Annotated in this window: 23 protein-coding genes; 9 read left to right on the top strand and 14 right to left on the bottom strand. The window is 69.8% G+C overall.

Features of this window, described 5'->3' with window-relative positions:
• The first annotated feature begins 42 nt into the window (after nucleotides 1-42).
• On the top strand, nucleotides 43-693 hold the full coding sequence (locus D187_RS18520; protein WP_043430535.1) for an MBL fold metallo-hydrolase: 651 nt from the start codon (nucleotides 43-45) through the stop codon (nucleotides 691-693).
• Nucleotides 694-748: 55 nt separating this feature from the next.
• Here the strand turns inward: D187_RS18520 and D187_RS18515 are convergent, their stop codons facing one another.
• On the bottom strand, nucleotides 749-1,423 hold the full coding sequence (locus D187_RS18515; RefSeq protein WP_002621895.1) for a hypothetical protein: 675 nt from the start codon (nucleotides 1,421-1,423) through the stop codon (nucleotides 749-751).
• Nucleotides 1,424-1,440: 17 nt separating this feature from the next.
• Nucleotides 1,441-4,614: a TonB-dependent receptor gene (locus tag D187_RS18510; protein ID WP_002621894.1), complete on the bottom strand. Its 3,174-nt coding sequence runs from the start codon at nucleotides 4,612-4,614 to the stop codon at nucleotides 1,441-1,443.
• A gap of 154 nt (nucleotides 4,615-4,768) precedes the next feature.
• Between D187_RS18510 and D187_RS18505 the strand changes: the two genes are divergently transcribed.
• Nucleotides 4,769-6,553 (top strand): monovalent cation:proton antiporter-2 (CPA2) family protein, encoded by a 1,785-nt coding sequence (locus tag D187_RS18505; RefSeq protein ID WP_002621893.1) that lies wholly within the window; start codon nucleotides 4,769-4,771, stop codon nucleotides 6,551-6,553.
• A 7-nt stretch (nucleotides 6,554-6,560) separates the two neighbouring features.
• On the opposite strand, the gene D187_RS18500 is transcribed toward D187_RS18505, so the two are convergent.
• Entirely contained in the window at nucleotides 6,561-7,853 is a 1,293-nt protein-coding gene (locus D187_RS18500) for a dicarboxylate/amino acid:cation symporter (protein ID WP_002621892.1), read from the bottom strand.
• 186 nt (nucleotides 7,854-8,039) lie between these two features.
• Between D187_RS18500 and D187_RS18495 the strand changes: the two genes are divergently transcribed.
• Together D187_RS18495 and D187_RS18490 are read left to right on the top strand one after the other, a co-directional pair.
• A complete protein-coding gene (locus tag D187_RS18495) occupies nucleotides 8,040-9,734 on the top strand; it encodes a GTPase (protein WP_002621891.1) in 1,695 nt (564 codons plus the stop codon).
• A gap of 70 nt (nucleotides 9,735-9,804) precedes the next feature.
• The gene (locus D187_RS18490; RefSeq protein WP_002621890.1) at nucleotides 9,805-12,585 is read left to right on the top strand and encodes a serine/threonine-protein kinase; all 2,781 of its coding nucleotides are present in this window, start codon (nucleotides 9,805-9,807) and stop codon (nucleotides 12,583-12,585) included.
• Nucleotides 12,586-12,604: 19 nt separating this feature from the next.
• On the opposite strand, the gene D187_RS58770 is transcribed toward D187_RS18490, so the two are convergent.
• Nucleotides 12,605-13,366: a M23 family metallopeptidase gene (locus D187_RS58770; protein WP_063724997.1), complete on the bottom strand. Its 762-nt coding sequence runs from the start codon at nucleotides 13,364-13,366 to the stop codon at nucleotides 12,605-12,607.
• A gap of 136 nt (nucleotides 13,367-13,502) precedes the next feature.
• Between D187_RS58770 and D187_RS52435 the strand changes: the two genes are divergently transcribed.
• The gene (locus D187_RS52435; RefSeq protein WP_076606186.1) at nucleotides 13,503-13,913 is read left to right on the top strand and encodes a TfoX/Sxy family protein; all 411 of its coding nucleotides are present in this window, start codon (nucleotides 13,503-13,505) and stop codon (nucleotides 13,911-13,913) included.
• Here the strand turns inward: D187_RS52435 and D187_RS18480 are convergent.
• The 9 genes from D187_RS18480 to atpG form a co-directional block, all read right to left on the bottom strand.
• A complete protein-coding gene (locus D187_RS18480; protein WP_002621888.1) occupies nucleotides 13,840-15,678 on the bottom strand; it encodes an AMP-dependent synthetase/ligase in 1,839 nt (612 codons plus the stop codon). The two genes, D187_RS52435 and D187_RS18480, sit on opposite strands and share 74 nt — an antisense overlap.
• Before the next feature lie 184 nt (nucleotides 15,679-15,862).
• Entirely contained in the window at nucleotides 15,863-16,390 is a 528-nt protein-coding gene (locus D187_RS18475) for a hypothetical protein (protein WP_002621886.1), read from the bottom strand.
• Entirely contained in the window at nucleotides 16,387-16,791 is a 405-nt protein-coding gene (locus D187_RS18470; protein WP_002621885.1) for a phage holin family protein, read from the bottom strand. Before D187_RS18470 ends, D187_RS18475 begins: the two co-directional genes overlap by 4 nt.
• A 141-nt stretch (nucleotides 16,792-16,932) precedes the next feature.
• Complete coding sequence (locus D187_RS18465; RefSeq protein WP_002621884.1) at nucleotides 16,933-17,970, bottom strand: ADP-ribosylglycohydrolase family protein; 1,038 nt, start codon at nucleotides 17,968-17,970, stop codon at nucleotides 16,933-16,935.
• A 116-nt stretch (nucleotides 17,971-18,086) separates the two neighbouring features.
• Nucleotides 18,087-18,344: a hypothetical protein gene (locus tag D187_RS18460; RefSeq protein ID WP_002621883.1), complete on the bottom strand. Its 258-nt coding sequence runs from the start codon at nucleotides 18,342-18,344 to the stop codon at nucleotides 18,087-18,089.
• A 118-nt stretch (nucleotides 18,345-18,462) separates the two neighbouring features.
• Nucleotides 18,463-18,867 (bottom strand): F0F1 ATP synthase subunit epsilon, encoded by a 405-nt coding sequence (locus D187_RS18455; protein ID WP_002621882.1) that lies wholly within the window; start codon nucleotides 18,865-18,867, stop codon nucleotides 18,463-18,465.
• 31 nt (nucleotides 18,868-18,898) lie between these two features.
• The gene (locus D187_RS18450; RefSeq protein ID WP_002621881.1) at nucleotides 18,899-19,444 is read right to left on the bottom strand and encodes a hypothetical protein; all 546 of its coding nucleotides are present in this window, start codon (nucleotides 19,442-19,444) and stop codon (nucleotides 18,899-18,901) included.
• A gap of 42 nt (nucleotides 19,445-19,486) precedes the next feature.
• On the bottom strand, nucleotides 19,487-20,932 hold the full coding sequence (atpD, locus tag D187_RS18445) for a F0F1 ATP synthase subunit beta (protein WP_043430533.1): 1,446 nt from the start codon (nucleotides 20,930-20,932) through the stop codon (nucleotides 19,487-19,489).
• 112 nt (nucleotides 20,933-21,044) lie between these two features.
• The gene (gene atpG, locus D187_RS18440) at nucleotides 21,045-21,941 is read right to left on the bottom strand and encodes an ATP synthase F1 subunit gamma (RefSeq protein ID WP_002621879.1); all 897 of its coding nucleotides are present in this window, start codon (nucleotides 21,939-21,941) and stop codon (nucleotides 21,045-21,047) included.
• Between the two features lie 212 nt (nucleotides 21,942-22,153).
• Between atpG and D187_RS18435 the strand changes: the two genes are divergently transcribed.
• From D187_RS18435 to D187_RS18425, 3 genes are all read left to right on the top strand, one after another.
• On the top strand, nucleotides 22,154-22,792 hold the full coding sequence (locus tag D187_RS18435; protein WP_051256416.1) for a SanA/YdcF family protein: 639 nt from the start codon (nucleotides 22,154-22,156) through the stop codon (nucleotides 22,790-22,792).
• 105 nt (nucleotides 22,793-22,897) lie between these two features.
• Entirely contained in the window at nucleotides 22,898-23,167 is a 270-nt protein-coding gene (locus tag D187_RS18430; RefSeq protein WP_002621876.1) for a hypothetical protein, read from the top strand.
• A gap of 15 nt (nucleotides 23,168-23,182) precedes the next feature.
• Complete coding sequence (locus D187_RS18425; protein WP_155893428.1) at nucleotides 23,183-24,325, top strand: AI-2E family transporter; 1,143 nt, start codon at nucleotides 23,183-23,185, stop codon at nucleotides 24,323-24,325.
• 24 nt (nucleotides 24,326-24,349) lie between these two features.
• Here D187_RS18425 and D187_RS57110 read toward each other — a convergent pair whose 3' ends face one another.
• Complete coding sequence (locus tag D187_RS57110) at nucleotides 24,350-25,540, bottom strand: SMI1/KNR4 family protein (RefSeq protein ID WP_020918121.1); 1,191 nt, start codon at nucleotides 25,538-25,540, stop codon at nucleotides 24,350-24,352.
• Between the two features lie 177 nt (nucleotides 25,541-25,717).
• On the opposite strand from D187_RS57110, the gene D187_RS18415 reads away from it, so the two are divergent.
• A complete protein-coding gene (locus D187_RS18415; protein WP_002621873.1) occupies nucleotides 25,718-26,062 on the top strand; it encodes a thioredoxin family protein in 345 nt (114 codons plus the stop codon).
• Nucleotides 26,063-26,065: the final 3 nt, after the last annotated feature.

The following is a 26,065-nucleotide window of genomic DNA, read 5'->3' as shown; positions in this document are numbered from 1 at the left end:
GAGCCGGACTCCACTGCGCGCGCGGGTGCCTAGCTTCTCCCCATGAGCCAGCCCAAGAAACGAGCCAGGCGGACCGAGCAGGTGGTTCCCGGAATCCACCGCTGGAGTGTCGAGGATGACCGGATCGGCGGCGTGCACAGCGACGCCTACGCCGTGGTCGCCGAGGACGGCGCCGTCACCCTCATCGATCCCCTCCCCATCGCCGCGGACGCCCTGAGCGCCCTGGGCCGGGTGGAGGCCATCGTGCTCACCGCGGGCAACCACCAGCGCGCGGCGTGGTCCCTGCGCAAGACCTTTGGCGCTCCGGTCTGGGCCCCGGTGAACGCCCATGGCCTGGAGGACTCGCCCGATGCCAGCTACACCAACGGGGACAACCTCCCCGGAGGTCTCGTGGCCTACCACACGCCCGGCCCCGCCGAGGTCATGTTCACCCTCTGGCTGGAGCGGCCCCGGGGAATCGTCTTCCTCTCCGACCTGCTCACCCATGACGAGGAGGGCACGCCCCGCTTCGTCGACAGCCAGTACCAGGACGACCCGGCGCGCACCCGCGCGAGCGTGCGGCGCATCCTCGAGCACCTGCCGGTGGAGGTGCTCTGCTTCGCCCACGGCCGCCCCATCCTCCAGGACGGAGCGGCCGCGCTGCGCCAGGCCCTGAGCGAGGACTCCGAGTTCCCCGCCCCCGCCGGGGCCTGAAACGAAGAAGGCCCGCGAGCCACCCCGCGGGCCTCCCCTTCAGCTCGAGTTCAGCTCAAGGCGCCGACGTCAGGGCCGGCGGCAGACCGTCCAACACGCACAGGTTGGTGGTCTGCTCGCAATAGATGGGGAACGCCGGATCCAACGTCGAGCCCTGCCGCACCGCCCGGCAGAGGCTCTCATCGCGCACGGGGGGCGTGCCCGCTTCGCACTTGATGGCGGGGAACACGCCCACCGCCTCGTACGAGGCCGTGCAATCCCCTTCCGAGTAGACCAGGTCCGCCACCCACTGCGTGCCGGGAATGGCCGCCCGGCCCTGAACGCGCACGTTGCTCCACCGGTAGACGCGCTCCACGCCGTCCACCACCTGCCGCGCCTCGCTCATCTCCGGCACGGTGCAGACGTTGTCGTCGGACGGATACTCGGTGGTGAACGGCCCCGAGGCCGACGTCGCCACCGGCGCACCGGGGGTGCCCGTCACCAGGGAGGCGGCGTTGAAGTAGACGGTGGGCGGGGTGCCGGAGTTGGGGATGCGGAAGGCCTGCGCCCCCACGATCTCCGCCTTCTTCTGGGCGCAGGTGCCCGAGCCCGTCTTCAACACATAGCGCACGGCGTGGTCGCCACGGCCCACGGTGCACTGGGGCGCGGGCTGTCCGGTGTCACAGGCGCCCAACAGGGCCACGCATCCAGCGGAGAACATCCAGGTGGCGAGGAGTCGTTGTGTCTTCATGATGTCTGGCTCCGGACTCAGAACGCCACGCGCGCGCCGATGCGGACGCTGCGCGGAGGCTGGTAGGAAAGGGGCTTGCCGTAGTTGGGATTGAGGGTCGCCGGCTGGCCCGAGCGGTTCTTCAGCTCCGCCAGGGGCGAGCCATTCGTGATCGCCTCGACGTTGTCGAAGGTGTAGTTCTGATCCTGGTTCGTGACGGCCTGGAAGTTGAACAGGTTGAAGGCGTCCAGGGTGATGGTGCCAGTGAGGCCCCGACCGAGCTTGTAGTTGAAGCCCACGTGCGCATCCACGTTGTGCACCCAGGGCAGCCGGCCACCGCTGCCGCGCGGCAGGATGTACGTGAAGCCCGGGCCGTAGATGTACTGCGAGCCCGTCACGTTGAGCGGCGTGCCCGACTGGGCGCGGTACGACAGGCCCACGTCCAGGCTCGAGCTGTTCGACAGGAGGAACTCGCGCGAGCCGAACAGCTTGAGGTTGTGGGTGCGGTCCGAGGCGAGCGGGCCCACCTTGTTCTGCGTCATGGAGACCAGGTCGAACTCCGAGGTGACGTTGGGCGCGAGCTGGCCGTTGTCCGGGCGGTAGAGGCCCGGGTAGTTGCCGCGCAGAGAGGACCAGGTGTAGCTGGCCTGCGCGAGCCACAGGTCCGCGAACGCCTTGGTGAGGTAGACGGACACCGCGTCGTAGTCGCGAATGGCCTCGGGGAACGCGGCGCCGATGCCCCGGCCCGGGTTGCCGATGAAGTAGTTGGTCGCCTCGTTGATGGACATGTCCTCGATGACGTCGTTCATCGTGCGCCGCACGTAGCTGACGCCCAGCGTCGCGCGCGGGAGCACCTCGTACTCACCGCCCAGGGTGATTTCGTCCGAGGACTGGGGCCGCAGCTCGGGGTCCACCGGGCTGTTGATGGCGAAGGTCTGCCCGTTGTAGCGCGTCACCGCGGTGGACGGCGCGCCCGACACCGTCGACAGGTTGTTCGGGTCGCGGCACTCCGAGTACGGCGCGGCCTGGGTGAGCGGATCGCACCCGGGGCCTCCCCTCGCCGTGGGAGTACGGCTGCGCGTGGCGGTCAGGCGCGTCACGTTGGAGAACTGGGAGTTGATCATCGCCAGCACGCCGTTCTGGTAGTAGCGCGCGTAGGTGGCGAACAGCTTGGAGCGGCCCGTGCGGGTGAAGTCATAGATGAGCCCCACGCGCGGAGACACCTGGTTGGGCAGCGCGAAGGCCACGTTGCCCCCGTTGCCATAGATGGTCTGGGTGTCGTAGCGCAGGCCCGCGTTGAGGGTGACCCGGTCCAGGATGCTCCAGCTGTCCTGCAGGAAGACGCCCAGGGCGTCGGCGCGCGTGAAGGTGGGCACGCTCGGCTGGACGACCGGCTGGTCCGGACCCCGGAGGTAGCCGAAGGAGCGGAAGTCCGAGAAGCTCGAGCCGTCGTTCGACTCGTTGTAGAGCACGCCGCCCGAGTAGGCGCGCTCGTCCTGGTTCGTCATCACCTCCACGTCGGCGCCCGCCTTGATGACGTGGTGGCCGAGCGCGGTGAGCAGCAGGGTGCCCACGGCGTTGGCCTGATAGCGCTCCACCGAGCGGTCCAGCAGGAAGCCGGGGCCGCCCAGGAAGTAGCGCGACACGGGGCAGCGCACGGCGTTGGTCGTGCCCGCGGGGTCACACACGGAGGGGTCCGGCAGCGTCTCGAAGTCGTTGATGGAGTGGTAGCTCGGCGCGGTGTTGGTGCCGGTGCGGCGCATGTCGAACTGGGGGATGCCCGACAGGCCCGTGGTCTGGCCAATGCCACTGCCATCCACCGGCAGCGTGGTGTCACGCTGATGGTGCCAGCCCACGTTGGCATCCAGGAGCACGCGCTTGTCCAGGAAGGACGAGGACAGCTTCAGCGCGATGTCGCGCGTGTCCTGCGTGTAGATGTGAGCGAGCGTGTCGTAGCTGCCGTTGATGATGTTGCCGGAGGGGCCATCCGTCTCCACGAGCCCGCTGTCCAGGTTGTAGCCGAAGCGGCCGTTGCCTCCCGAGCCGCTCGGCGTTCCCGTCACCGACAGGGTGAGCCCGTGGTCGGGATGCACCTGCCAGGTGAGCTTGCCGATGTACTGCACCGAGCGCTGATCGGCGAAGTAGCGCTGGAAGGTGCCGGGAATGGGCTCCGTCTGGGAGAAGCCCTCGGCGTTCTTCACCGGCTTGCCATCCTCGCCGAGCACGAAGACGTTGAGGTTGCGATTGAGCGCGCGGCGGGTGAAGGACGGCGCCACGCCCGCGAAGAACCACAGCTTGTCCTGGACGATGGGGCCGCCCAGGGTGGCGCCAAAGTCTCCCAGGTTCCACAGCCGCTGCGTCGTGGTGATGACGCTGCCCTCGGCCGCCACGCGCGTGGGCGTGCCCTCGAAAACGCCCGGGGTGAGGTTGCCGAACACCGAGCCATGGAATTCATTGGAGCCGGACTTGGTGACGGCCGTCATCACGCCACCCGTGGAGCGGCCGAACTCCGGCATGAACCCGCCGGTGATGACGTTCACCTCCTGGATGAACTCGACCGACAGGGGCGAGCCCAGCGTGCCGAGCGCGGGGTTGTTCGTGGAGAGGCCATCCACCTGGAAGCCGTTCTCCGGCGAGCTGGTGCCATTGAGCGACACGCCATAGGAGTCCGTGCTGGAGCCCGGGGCGAACTCGGCGAGGCTCTCGAAGGAGCGCGACGCGGAGCCCTTGCTGCCGGGGCGCACCGTGGCCAGCCGGTTGATGAGCTCCGAGTCCACGCTCACGCCCGTGCGCGCCGAGCCCACGTCCACCGAGGGCGGCGTGCCCGACACCTCCACCACCGTGGAGAAGTTGTCCGGCAGCAGCTCCGCGTTGAGGCGGATGGTGCGGTTGAGGCGCAGGGTGATGTCCGTGCGCGAGTAGGGCTGGAAGCCCTCGCTGTCGAAGCGCAGGGTGTACACACCCGGAGGCAGTTGCGGAATGAGGTAGAGACCCGTCTTGTCGGTGACGACGACCTGTTCTCCCTGGAGGCTGGGAGAGGTCGCGGTGACCACCACGTCGGCAACGGGTTGCTTGTTGCTGGCATCCACCACCGTGCCGGTCAGCACGGATGTGTTTTGCTGTGCCTCGGCGCGCGGCATCCACATGCACGCGCCCAGCAGCAGCGTCGCCACGAGGACACGCGCCTGTTTGGACTCGAGATGAAGGTTCAAAGAACTGGCCTCTCCGTGCGGCGCCAGCGCGCCCCATGCCCGCTGGTGCCGCGGTGCGTCGTCACCTAACGGGAAATCCAGACAAAAACAAGAGAGGGCCGGCGGATCCCACCCCATTGCCCGGCTTCCCGGCCGCGTGACATGAAGCGAGGCAATGTCCTTCCTGCATCAGGCCTTGATCTTCCTGACCGCCGCGGTGGTGTTCGTCCCTCTCTTCAAGCGGCTCGGATTGGGCTCGGTGCTGGGCTACCTGGCGGCGGGACTCGTCATCGGACCCTGGGGCATCAAGCTCGTCTCCGACGTGGAGAGCATTCTCCATTTCTCGGAGCTGGGCGTGGTGCTGTTGCTCTTTCTCATCGGACTGGAATTGCGGCCCGCGCGCCTGTGGGAGTTGCGCCGCTCGGTGTTCGGCCTGGGCGGAGCGCAGGTGGTGGGCACGGGCGCGCTGCTCGCGGCGGTGGGCTGGGGGCTCGGGCTGCCACTGCCCACCGCGCTCATCGCCGGGCTCGGGCTGAGCCTGTCCTCCACCGCCTTCGCCCTGCAATTGCTGGCGGAGAAGAACGAGCTGACCACGGACCATGGACAGGCCGCCTTCGGCATCCTGCTGTTCCAGGACCTGGCCGTCATCCCCCTGCTGGCGCTCTTGCCCTTCCTCGGCGAGGCCCCGGAGCCCCGGGCCCCGGGCGCCTCCGGATGGCTGCATGCCGTGCAGGTGGTGGGCGTGTTGGCCGCCGTCGTCCTCGGGGGCCGCTACGTGCTGCGGCCCGTGTTGCGCCGCGTGGCCGCCACCCATACCCAGGAGCTCTTCACCGCCACGGCGCTGCTCGTGGTGGTGGGCACCGCGCTGCTGGTGAGCCAGGTGGGACTGTCCATGGCGCTCGGCGCCTTCCTCGCGGGCGTGCTGCTCGCCGACTCGGAGTTCCGCCACGAGCTGGAAGCGGACATCGAGCCCTTCAAGGGTCTGCTGCTCGGACTCTTCTTCATCGCCGTGGGCATGTCGGTGAACCTGGGGCTGCTGGTGCGCTCGCCCCTGCTCGTGGGAGGGTTGGTGCTCGGGCTGGTGCTGCTCAAGGCCCTGGTGCTCTTCGCGCTGGGCCGGCGCGTCTTCCACGACACCGCGCCCTCGCTGAGCCTCGCCATCTGCATCTCCCAGGGGGGCGAGTTCGCCTTCGTCCTGTTCAGCCTCGCGGTGGGCTTCCAGGTGATGGAGCGCGAGCTGGCGGAGCTGCTCGTGGTGGTGGTGAGCCTGTCCATGGCCGTCACCCCCGTGCTGCTCATGCTCTACGACAAGGCCCTGCGCCCCCGTCTGCGCCGCGCGAACACGCGCGCCTTCGACGTGTCACCCGAGGAGGACCAGCCCGTCATCATCGCGGGGCTCGGACGCGTGGGACAGGTGGTGGCGCGCGTGCTGCGCGCCCGGCGCATCGGCTTCACCGCCCTGGACATCGACGCCGAGCACATCGACTTCCTCAAGAAGTTCGGCAACACCTTCATCCACTATGGCGATGCGTCGCGGTTGGATCTGCTCCGGGCCGCGCGCGCACACAAGGCGCGCGTCTTCGTGCTGGCCATTGATGACGTGGAGGCCTCGGTGCGCACGGCGGAGACGGTGCGCCAGCACTTCCCCCACCTCACCCTCTTCGCGCGCGCCCGCAACCGCCAACATGCCTACCGGCTGCTCGGCGCGGGCGTCACCCACGTCATGCGCGAGACCTTCGCGGGCAGTCTCGAGATGACGGAGGACGTGCTCCAGGCGCTCGGGCTGTCCTTCTCCCAGAGCAAGGACACCGTGGAGCGCTTCCGCGCGCATGACGAGGAGCTGTTGCGCTCGACGTACGAGCACCAGGGCGACGACCAGAAGCTCAAGGCCATGGCGGCCCAGGCGCGCAAGGAGCTGGAGCAGCTCTTCGACAAGGACGAGCAGGAAAAGCCCGTCTGAAGCGGGCTCAGTCCTTGGGCGGGGTGTTCATCGCCGTCTGGAAGGCCTCGCGGTCGAGCGCCCCCTCCCAGCGCGACACCACCACCGTGGCCACGGCGTTGCCGATGAAGTTCGTCAGCGAGCGGCACTCGGACATGAAGCGGTCCACGCCGAGGATGAGCGTCATGCCCGCCACGGGCACGTCGGGCACCACGGACAGCGTCGCCGCGAGCGTGATGAAGCCCGCGCCGGTGACGCCCGCCGCGCCCTTGGAGCTGAGCATGGCCACCAGCAGCAGCAGCACCTGCTGGGACAGGGACAGGTGCGTGTTGGTCGCCTGGGCGATGAACAGCGCCGCCAGCGTCATGTAGATGTTCGTCCCGTCGAGGTTGAAGGAGTAGCCCGTGGGCACCACCAGGCCCACGACGGGCTTGGCGCACCCCGCGCGTTCCATCTTGTCGATGAGGTTGGGCAGGGCGGACTCGGACGAGCTGGTGCCGAGCACGAGCAGCAGCTCCGCCTTGAGGTAGCGGATGAGCTTCAGGATGTTGAAGCCGTTGAAGAACGCCACCAGCCCCAGCACCCCGAGCACGAAGACGAGCGAGGTGATGTAGAAGGTGAGCACCAGCTTGGCCAGGTTGTAGATGGAGGCAATCCCATACTTGCCGATGGTGAAGGCGAACGCGCCGAAGGCACCCACGGGCGCCGCCTTCATGAGGATGCTCACCAGCCGGAAGAACACGCTGCTGAGCGACTGGAGCAGCTCCAGCACCAGCCGGCCCCGCTCCCCCACCATCGCCAGGGAGACGCCGAACAGGATGGCGACGAACAACACCTGGAGGATCTCCCCCTCGGCGAAGGCGCTCACCACCGTCTTGGGGATGATGTTGAGCAGGAAGCCGGTGACGCTCTGCTCATGGGCCTTGGCGGTGTAGGAGGACACCTGGCCCACGTTGAGCGAGGCCGGATCGATGTTCATCCCCGCGCCCGGCTGCACCACGTGCGCGATGACCATGCCCACCACCAGCGCGAGCGTGGAGAAGGTGAGGAAGTACGCGAACGCCTTGAGGGCGATGCGGCCCACCTTGCTCAAGTCCTGCGAGCCCGCGATGCCCGTGGTCACCGTCAGGAAGATGATGGGGGAGATGACCATCTTCACCAGGTTGATGAAGCCATCCCCCAGCGGCTTCATGGACGCGCCGAGCGCCGGGTAGAAGTGGCCGAGCAGCGCTCCGACCGAGATGGCCACCAGGACCTGGACATACAGGTGCTGGTGAACCTTCCGGGGAGCGGCGTCCTTCTTGATGTCCTGAACATCCATGGTGCGTGAACCCCCTTGGGGGGACCGAGGCGAGGCGCGCAGCCTAGGGTCCGTGTTCCGCGCCCGCCACCGGACAGACGGGTTTCGGAGTTGCTTGGAGCACGGAGTGCATGACGCGCAACGTCAGCGCGGGCCCCGCCTCACTCCGGGCTGGGCAGGGACGCCCGCCTTGGCGAGGCTGGGCGCGTGGACACCTCCCTGCCCGACCCCGAGCACCTCGAGCGCCTGCTCTCCGCCGCGAGCACCCTGCCCGCCCTCGCCCCCCATGCCGCCCGCCTGGAGCGGCTGCGCCAGGACTACGCGCGCGGCCTCGAGCGGCGCGACGCCCCCCTCACCGTGGCCCTGGTGGGCGCCACCGGCGCGGGCAAGTCCACCCTGCTCAACGCCCTGGCCGGACAGGCCCTCGCGCGCGAGGGGGAGGACCGGCCCACGAGCACCGCCGCCACCGTGTTCGCCCCCGAGTCGCTCGCCCTGGAGGAGCTCGCCGGGGTGGGCGCGCGGGTGGTGCGCTACACCCCGGGCCCGCGCGGGTTGTGGAGCGGCCAGGTGTTCATCGACACGCCGGACCTCAACAGCGTGGCCACCGTGCACCGCGAGGTGGCGCGCGCCGCCCTGGAGCGCGCGGACGTGGCGCTGGTGGTGATGCACCGGGGCAGCGTGGCCGAGGCCACCCAGGCCGAGTTCCTCGCGGAGTTCGCCCGGCGCCGCGCGCTCGTGTTCCTCGTCAACTTCGCGGATGAGCTGTCGGCCGAGTCGCGCGAGGCCCTCAAGTCCCAGGCGCGCCGGCTCGCCGTGGAGCGCTACGGAATGGAAGCGGAGTCCGTGCCCGTCTTCGCCATCAGCGGCCGCGCCGCGCAGCGGGGGGAGGACCCGTCCGGCGAGTTCGGCGCCCTGCTCTTCCACCTCCAGTCGCTCGCCACGCGGGCGGTGGCCGAGCGGGTGCGGCGCACCAACGCCGAGGGCGCCCTGGCGGAGCTCTCCTCGCGGGTGGAGGGCGCGCTGAAGGAGACGGAGGACACGCTCGCGCGGACGCGCTCGGCGCTCCAGGAGGGGCTCGGCCGGGCCGCCACGGGGTTGAAGGAGGACTTCGGCGCGAGGCTGCTGCTCGCGCAAGGCCACCTCGCCACGGAGGTGCGCGGACAGGCGGCGGGACGCTTCTGGGGCCCGGCGGCCTGGGGCATGCGGCTGTCGTCGGTGGGCGTGGGGGGCCTCGGCGCGGCGACGCTGGTGGCGCGGCGCAGCCTGCCCGTGGGCCTGGCAGTGGCGGCCACCTCCACCGTGCTGGACGCCGTCCGGGAGCGCGCGCGCGCGCGCGCGGCGGAGACGGCGGTGGTGGAGCCCTTCGAGGACGACTTCGCCGTGGAGGCCGCCGCCCGCGCCTCGCTGACCCAGGCCCGCGCCCTCGCGCACGCGGGCGGACTGACTCCCGAGTCCCTCGGCCTGCCCGACGTGGAGACGCTGCTCGCGGAGCTGAAGTCCGCGCGCGCGAGCGCCTGGCGCTACACCGTCACCACCGCGGTGGCCGAGGCGGTGGCCGGCTGGTGGCGCACCGCGCGCTGGTTGGTGCTACCGCTCATCAACCTGCCCCTGCTCGCGCTCCTCGGCCATGTGGGCTACCGCGTGGTGCGCGCCTATGTCGAGGGCCCCCTGCTGGGCGTGGACTACTTCCTCAACGCGGGGGCCCTGCTCGCGCTGCTGGCGGGAGCCGGCGCGCTCATCTCCTCCGCGAGCCTGGCGGGCACCACCCGCGCCGTGCGCCGCGCGGGCCAGGAGCGCTTCACCGTGCTCCTGGAAGCGCTGGGCGTCCGGCTCGGGGAGGCGGTCCAGGACAGCCTGCGCCCCGGACGCGAGGCCGCCCGGGCCCTGCTCCAGAGACGCTGACTGCTCGACACCCACCCCGTACCCCGGTCCCCGTGGGCGTGGCGGCCCCTCGTGCGCATCCTGGTGGCCGATGACACCGGCCCCCTCGACGATCCCCTCGTCCGTCCAACCCGGGCTGCGCCTCCAGCACTACGAACTCATCCGCGAGCTGAGCGGCCACGGCCTGGGCCAGAGCTTCCTCGCGCGCGACACACGGCTGGGGCGCCGCGTGACCCTCAAGCTGCTGCCTACCCGGGACGACGGCTTCACCCAACGCATCCTCACCGAGGCCCGCGCCGCCGCGCGCTGCGCCCACGAGAACATCGCCACCCTCCACGAGGCCGGCCAGTACGAGGACGGCCCCTTCCTGGTGTTGGAGCACCTCCAGGGCCAGTCCCTGCGGGAGCATTCCCAGGGGCAACGGCTGCCCTCGGTGCGCGCCATCGAGCTGATGGTGCCGGTGATCAGGGCCCTGGCGTGCGCGCACGAGCAGGGCCTCGTCCACCACGCGCTCACCCCGGACAACATCGTCGTCACGGACTCGGGCGGCATCAAGGTGCTCGACCTCGGCATCGCCCGGGTGTTCCAGACGGGCGAGCCCTGGGGGGACACCGCCCAGGAGGCGCTCTCCGGCGGGCTGCTCGATGACGACGGGAAGGATCTCACGAGCCGGGGCACGCTGCCCCGCACCCTGGAGTACCTGTCCCCGGAGCAGTGGGGCCAGGGCGGCCCGGTGGATCACCTCACGGACATCTGGGCCGTGGGCATCATCCTCTTCGAGCTGCTCGTCGGCCAGCACCCCCTGGGCCCGCTCCGGGGTCCGGAGCTGGCGGTGACGGCCCGGCTCGACCTGCGCATGCCCCCGCTGCGCACGCTCGCCCCGGGGCTGCCGCGCGAGCTGGCCGCCGCCGTGGATCGCTGCCTGCTCAAGTCCAGGGACCAGCGCTGTCCCGACGCGGGAATCCTGCTGCGCGCCCTGGAGCCCTTCCTCCCCAAGCGCTTCCGCCCCGAGCCGCGTCCGGACACGTCCCCCTACGTGGGCCTCGCCCCCTTCCAGGAGGCCGACGCGGACCGTTTCTTCGGCCGCACGCGGGAGATCGCCACGCTCGTGCACCGGCTCCACTACCAGCCGCTGGTGACGGTGGCGGGCCCCGCCGGCGCGGGAAAGACGTCCCTGGTGCGCGCGGGCCTCCTCCCCACCCTCGAGCGCTCGGGTACCCCGTGGGAGACGTTCACCCTCCGCCCGGGCGCGGCGCCGCTGGCCGCCCTGGCCCAGGTGGTGGAGCCCCTGGTGGGCTCGTCCCAGTCCATCGAGCAGGACATCCAGGAGCAATTCCAGCGCGAGGAGCGCCTGCGCGCCGAGCCGGGCTACGTGGGCAGCGTGCTGCGCGACAGGGCCCGGCGCCAGCGCCGGAAGATCCTGCTCTTCGTCGATCAATTCGAGGAGCTGTACACGCGGGTGCCGGATGCACGTGAGCGCGCGGCCTTCACCGCGTGCCTGGCGGACCTCGCGGACGATGCCACCTCGCCCATCCGCGTGGTGCTCTGCGTGCGCTCGAACTTCCTGGACCGGGTGCCCGAGGACGAGCGCTTCATGGCGGAGCTGGCCCAGGGCATCTTCTTCCTCGGCGCGCCGACGCGGGACGGCCTGAGGGACGCGCTGGTGCGGCCGGCGGAGCTGGCGGGCTACCGGTTCGAGACGCCCTCGCTGGTGGACGACCTGCTGGCGCACCTGGAAACGACTCCGGGCGCGCTCCCGCTGTTGCAGTTCGCCGCCACCTGGCTGTGGGAGTCCCGGGACACGCGCGACAAGCTGCTGACGCGGGATGCCCACGAGGCGATGGGCGGCATCCCCCACGCGCTCGCGAGCCATGCGGACCGGGTGCTCGCGGGCCTGTCCACCCGGGAGCGGGCGCTGACGCGGCTGTTGAGCACGCGCCTGGTGACGCCCGAGCGCACGCGGGCCCTGGTGATGGTGCAGGAGCTGTGCGAGCTGACGGACGACACGGCGGAGCTGCGGCGGCTCCTCGAGCACCTGGTGCGCGCGCGGCTGCTCGTGATGCACAGCGCGGGGGACGAGCCGGACACGGCGGTGGAGCTGGTGCACGAGTCGCTCATCCACGACTGGCCCACGCTGCGGCACTGGTTGAACGAGGGCCAGGAGGACGCGGCGTTCCTGAAGCACCTGGGCCAGGCGGCCCGGCAGTGGCAGGAGGGTGGCCGCGATCGGCGCCTGTTGTGGCGCGGCGAGTGGGTGGAGGAAGCCCGGCGCTTCCAGCGGCGCGCGCACGGGGTGCTACCGGCGCTCCAGCGCGACTTCCTGGAGGCCGTCTTCACCCACGAGCAGCGTCGTCTGCGCCGCGAACGGGCGCTGCTGGTGGGGGGCGTGGCGGTGCTGGGGCTGGTGCTCCTGGCGCTGGCGCTGATGTTCCTGCGCGAGGCGAGGACGGAGGCCGAGTACCAGGCCGCGGCGGCACGGGCGGCCGAGGAGATGGCGCACGGCGCGGAGACACTGGCGCGGGACGCCCAGGTCCAGGCCCACGCGGCGGAGAAACGGGCGCTGAGCGAGCTCGCCGAGCGTCAGGCCCGGGAGCTGGAGCGGAGCAAGGAGCAGTCCGCCCAGGAGGAAGCCCACCGGAGGATGGAGCGCGCCCACGAGGCGCTGCGCCTCGTGCATGAGGAGTGGGTGGCCGCGGTGCGGCGCGAGCGGACGGCGCTCGAGACCATCGAGCGGATGCGCGGTCCTCGCGGCTCGGCGCGGATGCGCGAGGCACGGCGGGAGGCCGTGCGCGCGGGGAGGAAGCTCGATGCGCTGCTGCGCCAGGAGCAGGCGCGCTCGACGCCCCTGGTGCAACGGGAGAAGGGGCGCTGACAGCGGGGGGACGCGCGGACTAGCGCGAGCCGCCCGAGCCGTCGTCGGACGCCTGGGCCTGGGGAGGAATGCGCGAGGAGTCGAAGGCCGACTTGGACACGCGGTCCATGATGGCCTTGGCGCCCGTGGGGATACCGCCCGCGGCCTGCTCGCCGTCACGCGCGGGGGTCTCGGGCGCCAGCGGCTGCTGGGCGCGCGTCGCGTCGTTGGCGGCCATCACCGACAGATCCGACGTATTGCCACACCCGGGAGCGGCGATGAGGGTGTCGCGCACCGGATCTCCATAGCCGGCGATGAGCGCGGGCACGGAGGGGTTGTTCCACCCGGGGCTCACCGTGTTGGCCACCTTGAAGTGCAGGTGGGGGCCGCACGACCAGCCGGTGTTGCCCGAGTAGCCGATGAGCTGCCCCTTGCGCACCGTATCGCCGGGCTTCACCACCACGGCGCTGAAGTGCAGGTACTGGGTCTCCAGGCCACCGGCGTGATTGATGACGACGTAGTTGGCGTACGGCGCCATCTTGGGATCACACGCGCCCTGGGTGCTGTCCCCGCGCGCCATGCGCACCTTGCCATCCTGGGCCGCCACGATGGGCGTGCCAATGGGCATGCGGAAGTCCCAGGCGTAGGTGTCGTTCTGCAGGTGGCTCCCCGTGTCGTGGCCCTGACTCACCGGGAACACGCGACCACAAGCGAAGGGAACACCCACCTCGGGGACCACCGTGTTGCGGGTGGGCTTAACTGCCGGGGCGGAAGCGAGCAGGAAGAGTGTGGAGATGAGCATGGGGGAGCCGCGCGAGAACGGCCTGCTCCCTTTTTACTATTCCGCAACCCCCCGCGTCTCCCTCCCCCCCCGAGCCCGCCAAGGGGGTAGGCAGCCAGGCATCATGGCGTATGAAGGGGGCGACGGAGGCAGTCCCATGGCACGCCAGAACAGTTACGTGGAGTACACGCTGGAGCTGCTCGAGCCGCTCGGGCCCGTCCAGGCGCGAGCCATGTTCGGTGGCTGGGGCGTGTACCTGGGGGGGAGGATGTTCGGGCTCATCATCGAGGAGCGGCTGTACCTCAAGACGGATGAGCTCACGCGCCCCCGCTTCGAGGAAGCCGGGGGCGAGCCCTTCGTGTACGACGCGGGCAAGGGACGCAAGCCCGTCACCCTGTCCTACTGGACGCCGCCGTCGGACGCGGCGGACGACGCCCTGGCGCTGCTGCCCTGGGCCCGCCGGGCCGTGGAGGCCTCCCTGCGGGCCCCGCCCGTCAAGCGGCGCGCGTCTCGCCCTTCTTCTCCGCCTCGACGTAGAGCTTCTCCACGTCCTCGCCGTACTTCTTGAGCACGCTGCGCCGCTTGAGCTTGAGCGAGGGCGTGAGCATGTCGTTGGCGGTGGTGAAGTCCTCGGCGACGAGCAGGAAGTGCTGGGGCTTCTCGTAGTTCTTGATGCCGGGGGTGAACTCGATGATCTGCTCGCGGTAGAGCTGCCGCACCTCGGGCAGCTTGAGCAGCGCGGGCATCGAGGTGTCCAGGCCCTTGTCCTTGGCCCACTGGGTGAGCGCGGCCATGTCCGGGACGATGATGGCGGTGTTGAAGGGCTTGTTCTGCCCGTGGAGCATGACGTTGGTGATGAAGGGCGAGAGCTGCAGCGCCTGCTCGATGGGCGCGGGCGACACGTACTTGCCGTTCTCCAGCTTGTACTGCTCCTTGATGCGGCCGGTGATCCACAGGAAGCCGTCGTCGTCCAGGAAGCCCATGTCGCCGGTGCGGAAGCCGCGCTCGGTGGAGGGCACCTGGGGCTCCTTGCCGGTGAAGACCTTCTCGTTCTCCTCGGGCAGGTTGTAGTAGCCGAGCATCACGTTGTGGCCGAAGACGACGATCTCCCCCTGCTTGGGGTCCCCCGTCTCGGTGCGATCGATCTCCACGCGGATGCCGGGCAGGGCCGTGCCCACCGAGCCGATCTTCCGGCGGTTGGGGTAGTTGGCGGTGGCGATGGGAGACGTCTCGGTGAGGCCGTAGCCCTCGTAGACGGTGATGCCGAGGTTGTCGATGAACTCCGCCACCTCGCGCGAGATGGCCGCGCCGCCGCTGAAGGCGTACTTCATCCGGCCGCCGAAGCGCGCGCGCACCTTGGAGAAGACGACCTTGTCGAAGAAGGAGTGCTGCAGGTCCAACAGCACGCTGGAGCGCTTCTGCTCGGCGAGCGTCTTGCGCTGGCGCGCGACCTCCAGGCCGCGCATGAAGAGAGCGCGCTTGAGGGGCGACTCCGTGGCCATGCGCTTCTGCAGCGAGTCATAGATGCGGTTGAAGATGCGCGGCACGGAGAAGATGAGCGTGGGCTGCACCTCGCTCAGGTTCTCGATGATCTTCTCGGTCGACTCGGCGAGGCCCATGCAGGCGCCCATGGAGAACAGGGCGTGCAGTTCCACCGTCTGGCCGAAGACGTGCGCCCAGGGCAGGAAGCACAGCGAGCGATCCGCCTGCGACATGGGGAAGATCTGGTGGATGGCGCTCACGTTGTTGGCGATGTTGCCGTGGCTGAGCATCACGCCCTTGGGGTTGCCCGTGGTGCCCGAGGTGTAGATGAGGCCGGAGAGATCCTCGGGTCCGGGCGAGGCGCTGGGCGAGGCCGCCTCGGCACCGCGACGCAGCAGGGACGCGAAGGTGTCGGGCTCCTGCTCGGTGCCCGAGAAACGGATGATGTGCTGGAGCGCGGGCAGCTCCGCCTTGGCCGCCGCGAGCTTCTTGGCGATGGCGTCCGTGGCGGCGAACACCAGCGTGGCGCCACAGTCCTTGAGGATGTACTGCCACTCCTTCTCCTGCTGCTGCTCGTACATGGGCACGTAGGCGGCCCCGAGCGTGTAGGCCGCGTAGGCGCCCACCGCCCACTCGTGACGGTTGTTGGAGATGACCGCCACGCGATCTCCCGGCTTCACGCCGAGCTGCACGAGCCCACCGCGCAGGTCGTCCACCTTCTGACCGAACTGGATGTACGTCATCTCCACCCACTGGCCGTTCTTCTTCTCGAGGAAGAGCGGACGCGGACCGAAGGTGGCGATGCTCTTGAGGTAGATGTCGACCAGCGTCTCGAACCGAGGACTCGTCATGAGGTGTGGGCTCCTGGAATGGGCGGTGTCACGAGACGCCCCCCCTTGAATCTCCGTGACCGCAAACTATCGCAAAACATGGCCCTACTGGATGAGTCCCAAAAGGTGACGCAGGGCGTCAGAAGAAAAACGAAAAACGGCGCCCCCCTGGGTGGAGAGCGCCGCCTCACGATGTGACGGTTTTTCAGGCGCGGGCTTCTTGCTGCATGAGGTGCAGACCCATGCGCTTGTTCCCCTGCTTGCCAGGCTGGGCCTCGGACGAGGGCACCAGTGTCGCCACGGCGTTCTTCGCCAGCGCCGAGGCGAGCGCGGAGCCGAAGATGAACACGAGCTTGCGGCCCAGCTCGAGCGCCAGGGGCTGCTTCTTGGAGGCGGAGGCCACCTGATCCGGATGTTCCCAGGCGCGCCGCAGGGCCCGGCCGCGCCGCTCCCACACGATGCGCGACTGGCGGCGCTCGTTCCACCAGGAGAAGCCCGCCCCCACGACGACCATCGCCACCGCGACGCCGCCCGCCGCGAGGAGCGTCTCGCGGTTGCGCGCGAGGAGCTGACGCACCTGGTACTTCACGTCGAGGGCCCGCTCGCGGCGCCGGTCCAGCTCCTCGAGGGTGAGCAGCAGCTCGTCGCGCAGACGATCCGCGGTGCGCTCCACCTGCTCACGATCGCTCATGCTCGAGGTGATGGAGCCGCTGGGTTTGTTCTGGTCACTCATTGCAGTGTCTCCCGGGTGCGCACGACATCGGTCTTCAACCGCTCCTGGGTGTGCGGCAGGGGCTGGGTCGGCAGGCGCTTCTTGCCGGCGAACGCGAGCCCTCCGGCCACCAGCACCAGGAAGACGCCCACCAGGAGCACGCCCAACCATTGCGCCAGGGGAAGCGCGAGCCCCACGGCCACCAGCATCGCCGCCAGCCCCACGAGACCCAGCACCGCACCCGCGCCCAGGAGGATGCCCGCCGAACGGGCCGCCTTCACTTCCTCCTTGAGCTCCTTCTTCGCGTGCAGGATCTCGGCCCGCGCGAGCAACCGTGCCTCGTCGATGGCATGGCGGATGAGTTCCGCCGTGGACAACGACTCCAGCTGCCTGCGCTCCAGCTGTTCCGATTCGATTTCCACGCCACTGCCTCCCGAAGCGTCCAGGACCGCACCAGGTGGTGCCAGGTGTGTCCCGCTCTCTCCCAGTAAGCTGGAAGCGGGGAAGCGTGGGCGGAAGTCAGACAGGACGAGGCGGGGCTTGCCCGCATGCTCGCCGAGCCTTCAGCGGCGGCGGCGCTGCTGTGCCAGGGCGGTGGCGAGCGTCTCGCGCACCTGGCGAGCCTGGAAGAGGCGATCCGCGGCGTCCACGAGGGTCTCCCCGTACAGCACGCTCTTGCGCAGCCGGGCGGGGATGGCGGCGGTGCCCAGGTGGCAGCCCATCAGGGCGCCGGTGCAGGCGGCCGCGGCGTCGGCCTCGCCCCCGCAGCGCAGGGTGAGTTCCACGGCCTGGCGGAAGTCGTTGGGGGCCTTGAGCGTGGCGTAGAGCGCCATGAGCAGCACGGGCACCACGTGCGGGGGCAGGCCGTCCACGCCCTTGAGCTGACTGGGTGGCACGCTCACCTTGCGCAGCTGGGCCATGGCGCGCGCGGGATCCCACGTGAGCAGACGGGGCAGGTGGCGCAGCTCCTCGGCCAGCTCCTGATCATGCGCGGCGGCCGCCAGGGCCAGCTCCTCGCAGAACGCGGCGGGCGTGGGCGGCTCCTTGGTGGTGAGCCCCAGGGCCACCGCCTGCGCGAAGGCGGCCGCGGCCGCGGCGCACGTCGGATCCTTGTGCGTGAGGACGGACAGCACGCCCGCGTCGTGGCGGATGCGCACGCGGCTCTTGCTCTCGAAGAGGCCCACCACGAGCGCGCGGCTGAGCACCGAGTGGCACTTGACGCCCAGGGGGGCGCCCGCGCTCATCCACGGCGTGCCCTGCGCGAGCTTCTGCAGGGCCTCGGCGAGCGCCTTGGGAGGCTGGAGGATGATGCCCTCCTGCCACAGCCACGCCAGGTGCGCCGCGGCGCTGCGCCCATCCACCTTGCCCTCGCGGATGACGCTCTCGGCGGTGGCGAGCATGAGCTGCGTGTCGTCGGAGAACTGGCCCTTGGCGTACTTGCCCCCGCGAGGACGGGGCGCGAAGTCATCCGCGAGTCCCGACACGCGCATGAGATTGGACGGCGGGACGCCACGCAGGGGAAAACCCAGGGCATCTCCGATGGCGAGTCCCAGAAACGCCGCTTGAAACCTGTCCTGGCGCTCGGCGGGAGTCATCGACATGGGGAGGGGCAAGATAACCAAAACGCGAGGCATGACCAGCCCCGACTTTCATCTCTCGCGACTTCGTCACGACTCCCGTAGGGATTGCGTGAAGGGGCCGCTCCCACCACAAGCCACTAGGCATCGCGACCCAGGTTGACAACGGCCTGCAGTCGAGCCACGACCGCCTCGGCGCCCTGGTGCAGGTGCACACCATCCCAGAGCGCGGGCGTGAGTTGTCCACCCAGTTCTCGCCACGCTGTCTCCGCCTCGGCGAAGGCGACGTTGCGAAAGCGCACGCGATCCTCCAGCGCGTAGTCCACCACGTAGCGGCGAGCCACCGCCGAGGGGGGATCCGCGATGCGGTGGAAGAGCACCAACACGGGTGAAGTCACCGGAGGCTCCAACGAGCACCGCCCCCGGCCCCATCAACCAGACAGGGAACGGGGGCGGAGGGCAGACGTGAATCCCTAAAGACAGACTCGGCTCCGGGAAGGAGCGCGGGAGGAGCGCTCAGCGGGAGGAGGCCGCGATGCGGGCCGTCTCGCGGCGCACGACGGCCTGCTCGACGGCGAAGCGCGCGTCGTCCGAGGACAGGCCCCGCAGGCGATCCATCGACTCGCTCAGGCGCCGGCGCGCGCCCTCCACGTCGATGCCCGAGATGGGCTCGGCCACGTCCGCGAGCACGAGCACCTTGTCGTTGGTCACCTCGACGAAGCCACCGGCCACGAAGTAGTTGTCGGTGTGGCCGCCCTCGCCCTTGAGCGTGAGCGTGCCCGCGTCCATCAGGGACAGGAAGGGGGTGTGGCCCGGCCTCACGCCGAACAGGCCCTTGGCGCCCGGGACGATCGCCTCGTCCGCCTGCACCGACAGGATGCGCTTCTCGGGGGTCACGATCTCGACCGTCAGCTTGGCCATGGGGCTCGCCACTCCGTGGGGACTGCTTGTGTCAGAAGGTCAGTCGGTGGGTCTTGTCGCCGCCCACCACCTCGAACTCGATGTTTCCGGCATCCGTCAGGCGCGGGCTCCTGCCCGGCACGCCGACCATGCCTTCCAACCACTTGATGTGCTGCGACATCTGCCGCACCTGGGGCAGGGCGCGCGTCGGCACGAACTCCAGCAGGCGCCGCTCCTGCAACCGCGTGCCCTTGCGGTCGACCTCCACCGCCACCTGGGTGTTGGCCCACGCGGGAACCTTCTTGTACTTCCTGCCCGCGAGCTTCTTCTGGCCCTTGGGCGCCAGCGGGTACACCACCCAGACCCGCTGGCCGTCGTTGGAGACGAAGTAGAGATCGTCCGCCCCGCCCACGCACTGCTCGAGCGTCCACACCGGGCCACTCTCCTGGGAAACCTCCAGGGAGCACTGGCCCGGGCCCCGCTCCACCAGGCGCACGGAGAAGTCTCCGTTGGCGCTCACCCGGGGTCGGCTGGCGCGCTCGTCGGCCAGACCAGGAAGTGCCCACAACATCATTCCCAAGCAGATGGAACGCAGCATGTGGAAAACCTCCTGGCCCGGGCGAGGAAGCGGCGGAAGGGCTCAGCTCGCCGCGAGCTTGCGCGCCTTCTCGACCGCCTCGTCGATGCCGCCCACCATGTAGAAGGAGGACTCGGGCAGGTCGTCGTGCTTGCCCTCGGCGATCTCCTTGAAGCCCTGGATGGTGTCCTGGAGCTTCACGTACTTGCCCTTGGCGCCGGTGAAGACCTCCGCCACGTGGAAGGGCTGCGACAGGAATTTCTGGATCTTCCGCGCGCGCGCCACGAGCATCTTGTCGTCCTCGGACAGCTCGTCCATGCCGAGGATGGCGATGATGTCCTGCAGCTCCTTGTAGCGCTGGAGGATGCCCTGGACGCGGCGGGCCACGGTGTAGTGCTCCTGGCCCACGACGTCCGGCGACAGGATGCGGCTGGTCGAGTCGAGCGGATCCACCGCGGGGTAGATGCCCAGCTCGGAGATGGCGCGGTTGAGCACCGTGGTGGCGTCCAGGTGGGCGAACGTGGTGGCCGGCGCCGGATCCGTCAGGTCGTCGGCGGGCACGTAGATGGCCTGCACGGAGGTGACGGAGCCCTTGGTGGTGGAGGTGATGCGCTCCTGCAGACTGCCCATCTCCGTGGCCAGCGTGGGCTGGTAACCCACGGCGCTGGGGATGCGGCCGAGGAGCGCCGACACCTCGGAGCCCGCCTGGGTGAAGCGGAAGATGTTGTCCACGAAGAGCAGCACGTCACGGCCCTCCACGTCGCGGAAGTACTCCGCGATGGTGAGCGCGGTGAGGGCCACGCGGGCGCGGGCGCCGGGCGGCTCGTTCATCTGGCCGTACACCAGCACCACCTGGCTCTCCTCCAGGTTGTCGACCTTGATGACGTTGCTCTCCTGCATCTCGTGATACAGGTCGTTGCCCTCGCGGGTGCGCTCGCCCACGCCGGCGAACACGGAGAAGCCGCCGCGCTCCACCGCCACGTTGCGGATGAGCTCCTGCAGGAGCACCGTCTTGCCCACGCCGGCGCCGCCGAACAGGCCGATCTTCCCGCCACGGGTGTAGGGGGCGAGCAGGTCGATGACCTTGATGCCCGTCTCGAACATCTGCACGCGCACGTCCTGCTCGGTGAACGGCGGCGGCGCGCGGTGGATGGACCAGCTCTCCTTGGCGGCGACGGGGCCCTTCTCGTCCACGGGGTCACCCGTGACGTTCAGGATGCGGCCGAGCGTGGCCTTGCCCACGGGCGCCTGGATGGGCGCGCCCGTGTTGGTGACGGGCTGGCCGCGGCCCAGACCCTCGGTGGAGTCCATGGAGATGCAGCGCACGGTGTTCTCACCCAGGTGCTGGGCGACCTCGAGCGTGAGGTTGTTCTGCTCCGCGCTGATGTTGGGGTTGGTCAGCTTGAGGGCGGTGTACACCTCCGGGAGCCCACCGGGCGGGAACTCCACGTCGACCACAGGACCGAGAACCTGGGTCACCTTGCCTACCGTCGGAACTTGAGCGCTCATGGACTGTCTACCGTCTCGTCGAAAGGGTTGCCCGGGGGATGGGCGCGCCCCCTCTACAGGTGGGCGCCCCCGGGGGTCAAGCCTGGAGGCCGTCTGGCCAGAAGCACTGCTTCTACTTCAACGCCTCCGCGCCCGACACGATCTCCATCAGCTCGTTGGTGATGACGGCCTGGCGGGTGCGGTTGTAGGTCAGCGAGAGGCTGGCGATCATGTCCGTGGCGTTGCTGGTGGCGTTCTCCATCGCCGACATGCGCGCGCCGTGCTCGCTGGCGATGCTCTCCAGGAGCGAGCGGTAGAGCTTGATCGCCACGGCCTGGGGCACCAGGCGATCCAACACCTCCTGGCGGCCCGGCTCGTACTTGAAGTCCACCAGGGCGGTCGTGGCCGCGGGGGCCTCGGGAGCCGTGGTGGCGGCGCCGGCCGTCAGCGTCTGCAGGGGCAAGAGCTGGGAGACCGTCACCTTCTGGTTAATGGCGGAGAGGAACTCGTTGTAGATGACGTAGACGGCGTCCACCTCGCCCCGGAGGAAGCGCGCGCTCATCTCCTCGGCGACCTGGGAGGCCTGGGCGTAGTCCGGCTTCTGGGACAGGTGGCCGAAGTCCTTGCGCATCTTCTGGCCGCGCTGGCGGAAGAAGTCGTTGCCCTTGCGGCCCACGGTGGAGATCTCCAGCTCCACGCCCGTGCCCTTCTCGTACAGGAAGCGGCTGGCGCGCCGGATGACGTTGGAGTTGAAGCCGCCGGCGAGGCCGCGGTCCGAGGTGAGCAGCAGCACCTCCACCCGGCGCTCGGGGCGCACGGTGAGCAGCGGATGCGCCAGCTCCTCGCCCTGGGAGCGCGCCACCAGGTCGGAGATGATCTGATCGAGCATCTGCGCGTAGGGGCGCGCCGCGGTGATCGCGTCCTGTGCCTTGCGGAGCTTGGCGGCGGCGACCATCTTCATCGCCTTGGTGATCTGCCGCGTGTTCTTCACCGAGCGGATGCGCTTGCGGATGTCGCGAAGGGACGCCATGGGGCCAGCAGCTCCTCTGGAAACTCGGGTATGACAGCGGAACCCGGACGCGGCCCCCTATATAGGCTGGTGTGGTGGCCGGTCAACCTTGGCCTTGCACACCCGGCGGATCACTCCGGAGCGAGCAAGCCGCTTCCCCACGCCCTCGCGAGGGACGAGAATGATTCCCCCGGCGGTTGAGCCGGAATCGCATGCGAAGGGGCCGTCAAACGATGCGCCGGGCACGCCGGTGGCCGAGGGCGTTGCTCGTACTGGGGCTGGGAGTCGCCCTGGGCGTGGCGACCGCCTCGCTGTACGTGGAACACCGGTATGTGGACCGGATCGTCCCCCGGGCCCAGGCGCCCCATGCTCCGGTGGCGCTCGTCTATGGGGCGGGGCTCGCGCCAGGCGGTGTCCCCTCCCCCGTGCTCGCCCAGCGACTGGACGCTGCCCTGGCCCTCTACCATGGGGGCAAGGTGGAAGCGCTGCTGCTCAGTGGGGACAACTCGGACCGCTTCCATGTCGAGACGCACGCCATGGCCCAGTACGTGCGCGACCGGGGCGTGCCGGACTCCGCCATCCAGCAGGACACCGCGGGCCTGTCCACCTACGACAGCTCCGTACGGGCCCGGAGCATCTTCGGCGTGCGGCGGGCACTGCTCGTCACCCAACGCTTCCACCTGACGCGCGCGCTCTACATCGCCAACTCGGTGGGCATCGACGCCTGGGGCGTGGCGGCGGACGAGAGCAGCCCCCGGACGCGCCGCTATGCCCTGCGCGAGACGCTCTCGCGGGTGCTGGCGCTCGGCATGGTGTGGGCGGACGCGCCCCCCCGCTACCCCTCCGGACAAGTCCCAACTCCCTCGCGCTGAGCGACCCGGCAGGCGGGCAAGCACGGCCGCGTTGCGAGGAATCCCCCGGGTCCGCACCGTTGGGCCAGAGCAGCCATCCCGGCGTGCTTGCCTGGAGAGAGCGTCATGCGATTCAAGAAGCTCGGAGCCGAAGACGTGGGTGAGTCCGAGTCCCTGCGCCACCGGGACCCGGTCACCGGCCGCGAGGAAATCAACTTCACCGATGCGGAGCTCAGCGCGAGTCCGCCCCTGGAGGACGAGCCCGACTTCCGGGACATCCTTCCGGATCAGATCCAAGCGTTCGGGGAAGTCGACGAGGACGCCGAGGATACGATCACCGCGCGGCCGAGCCAGCCGGTGCGTCCGTATGCGCCGGATGAGCTTCCCGAAGGCTAGCCGACGGGCCCGCTCATGACCCAGCGCCCCCGTTCCCACTCGCAGGTGACGCCTCGCACGGTGTGGACGGTGGGTCTGCACTCCCTGGCGATCCTCGCCGTGTTGTGGATGCTGGTCATGAGCTGGACCGTGCTGTCCTGGGCCCTGGTGGCGATCTTCCTCGCGCTGGCGGCACACCCGCTGGTGAGCGCGCTGGAGAAGCGGGGGATGCGCCGGGGCGTGGCGGTCATGGGCGTGGGCCTGCTCGGACTCGGCCTGCTGGCGGCGTTGGTGGTGACGCTGGTGCCCATGCTCCTGGATCAGGGACGCGGCCTGGCGCAGGCGGCTCCGGACTTCATCGCCCGACTGCGCCACCATCCCTGGGTCGAGCGGATGGACGAACGCTACGATCTCATCTCCCAGGCGTCCGAGGAGCTTCGCCGCCACATCTCGATGGCCCCGGGGCCCCTGCTCGGCGTGGTGACGGACGTGCTGCGCCACGTGCTGGCCGGAGTGACGATCTTCGTCCTGACCATCTTCTTCCTGCTGTTCGGCTCCGACCTGTTCAACACCGCGCTGCAGTGGGTGGAGCCCTCCCGACGCGAGCACTACTGGCGCATGGGACGGAGGATGAACCAGGCGGTGGGCGGCTATGTGGCCGGCTCGTTCCTCGTGGCCCTCATCGGAGGCGTCTTCACGTCGGTGATGACCCTGCTGCTCGGCGTGCCCTACTTCCTGCCCCTGGGCCTGGCCATGGCGGTGCTGGGACTCGTCCCGTTCGTGGGCTCCTTCCTCGGAGGACTGTTGGTGGCCGGGACCACGGCCGCCTCGGTGGGAGGGCGCCAGGGACTCATCGCCCTGGGCCTCTTCCTCGTCTACCAGCAGGTGGAGGGCAACCTGCTCCAGCCGCTCGTCCAGCGCCGGACGCTCAAGATGAACCCCCTCATCATCGCCCTGGTGATGTTGGTGGGCACGGGCCTGGCGGGCCTCATCGGAGCCCTGTTGAGTCTGCCCATCGCGGGCGCGATCCAGGTGTGGTTGGAGGATCGGCTGGCGCGGCTCAACGAGCAGTGGCGCCACCAGCGGGAGGAGGACGGCAAGAGCCGCCTCATCCTCCCCTCCCCTCCGCCAGGGCCTCGTGAAGGCCCCCGTCCAGAGCCGGCTCCCATGAACCACTAGGAAGCCGGAGCGAGAGGCCGTGGCTCAGCGCCGGCCACGCCCACCCGCGGGCTTCTTCGCCGGAGCCTTCTTCGCGGCGGCCTTCTTCGCCGGAGCCTTCTTCACGGCGGGCTTCTTCGCCGGAGCCTTGCTCGCCGGGGCCTTCTTCGCGGCGGCCTTCTTCGCCGGAGCCTTGATCGCCGGAGCCTTGGTCTCGGCTGCCTTCTTCGCGGCCGACGTCCGAGCCGGAGCCGTGGTGTCCGCCTTCGCGGGACGCGTCGCTTCGCGCCTGGCGCTCGGCCTGGACGGCGCCTTCGGCTCCACCTCGCGCAGAGGCGTCACGGGCGCGGAGCGTTCCTGGGAAGCCTCCTTCCGGATCTTCCCCATGCGACGCCTGGCGGCGGCCACCACGGGCTGCTGCAACTCCTCGTCGGACTCGTCCGCGCCAACGGGCTCGGCTTCCTCCTCGACGGCCTCTTCCGCCTCCTCCTCGTCGCCCTCGTCGGCCGCGGCTTCTTCCTCCTCCTCGCCCTCGTCAGCCGCGGCTTCTTCCTCCTCGTCGGCCGTGGCTTCTTCCTCCTCGCCCTCGTCGGCCGCGGCTTCTTCTTCCTCCTCGCCCTCGTCGGCCTCCTCCTCCTCGCCCTCTTCCTCCTCGGCCTGGGCCTTGGGGGACTCGCCCTCCTCGTACTCCACCGAGAGGCCACTCAAGGCGCCCTGCACCGCGGAGAGGGCACGGGCGTAGGTCCGGTCGCCGAACTCCTCCACCTCCTTCTCCGCGGGAGGAATGAGCACCTCGAGCATGGTCTGGAGCGAGCGGTACAGCCGCAGCTCGCGCGCCTCGGTGTCCCAGGTGCCGTAGACCCAGTCGTCACCCAACAGCGGCTCCACCCAGCCCGGCAGGGGGCTCTCGGCCTGCTCCTGCAGCGCCGACTTACGTGCGGTGAACAGATGACGGTGAGCGCCCTTCAGGCCAATGCGCCAGAGCCCCGCGGCTGGCAGCCCCTCCACCATCAGCCGCGTCTTCTCCAGCACGCTCGGAGAACCCTCGGGACCCTGCAGCGCGAAGATGGTGACGTCCCCCTGGAACTCCCCTCCGTTGAACGCGCGGAACAGCGTGGCGAGTTCCTCGGGGAAGGGAACCCCGTACTCGGTCTCGGCCCGCTGGACGTCCTCCTGCCCCACGCCCGCCGACGTCCGTACCGCCGACTTCTGAAGTCCCTCCAGCCACTCGTGCATGTGCCCTCCACGTCGATGGACCCAACTTATGGCGCCCAGTCTCGCGATGCAGTACGCCTCGCCCCGTATTGTGCACGGCCCCGCTTCCCAACGGACAGCCTTTCCGCGAGAGCCCCCTCTTCCCTCCCCCCCCCGCGCGGTTGAATCACCGGCCCGGTGCCGTTAGACGGAGTCGGCATGGCACATCCCGTGAGCTACGACGCGACGCCACAGACCTTCGATGCCCTGGTGCTGGAGCCCCGGGACGAGCTGGTCGTGGTGGACTTCTGGGGGCCCGGCTGCCCCAACTGCGACATCTACGCCGCCGCCGAGCCCTCGCTCCTGTCCGAGCTGGAGGGCGCGCGCATGCGCGTGGTCAAGGTGAACGCGTACGAGCACGAGGAGCTCGCGCGACGCTTCGGCCTGTATGGCATCCCCACCTTCCTCCTGTTCCGCGACGGCGAGCGCATCGGAAAGATGAGCCAGTACTACGGGCGCGAGTACTGGCTCGGCGTCATCCGAGATCACCTGCCCCCGGCCTGAATC

It is taken from the genome of Cystobacter fuscus DSM 2262 (genome assembly GCF_000335475.2).
Classification (GTDB): domain Bacteria; phylum Myxococcota; class Myxococcia; order Myxococcales; family Myxococcaceae; genus Cystobacter; species Cystobacter fuscus.
Note: the sequence above shows the minus strand (reverse complement) of the source record. Positions and strands in the feature narration are given on the sequence as shown.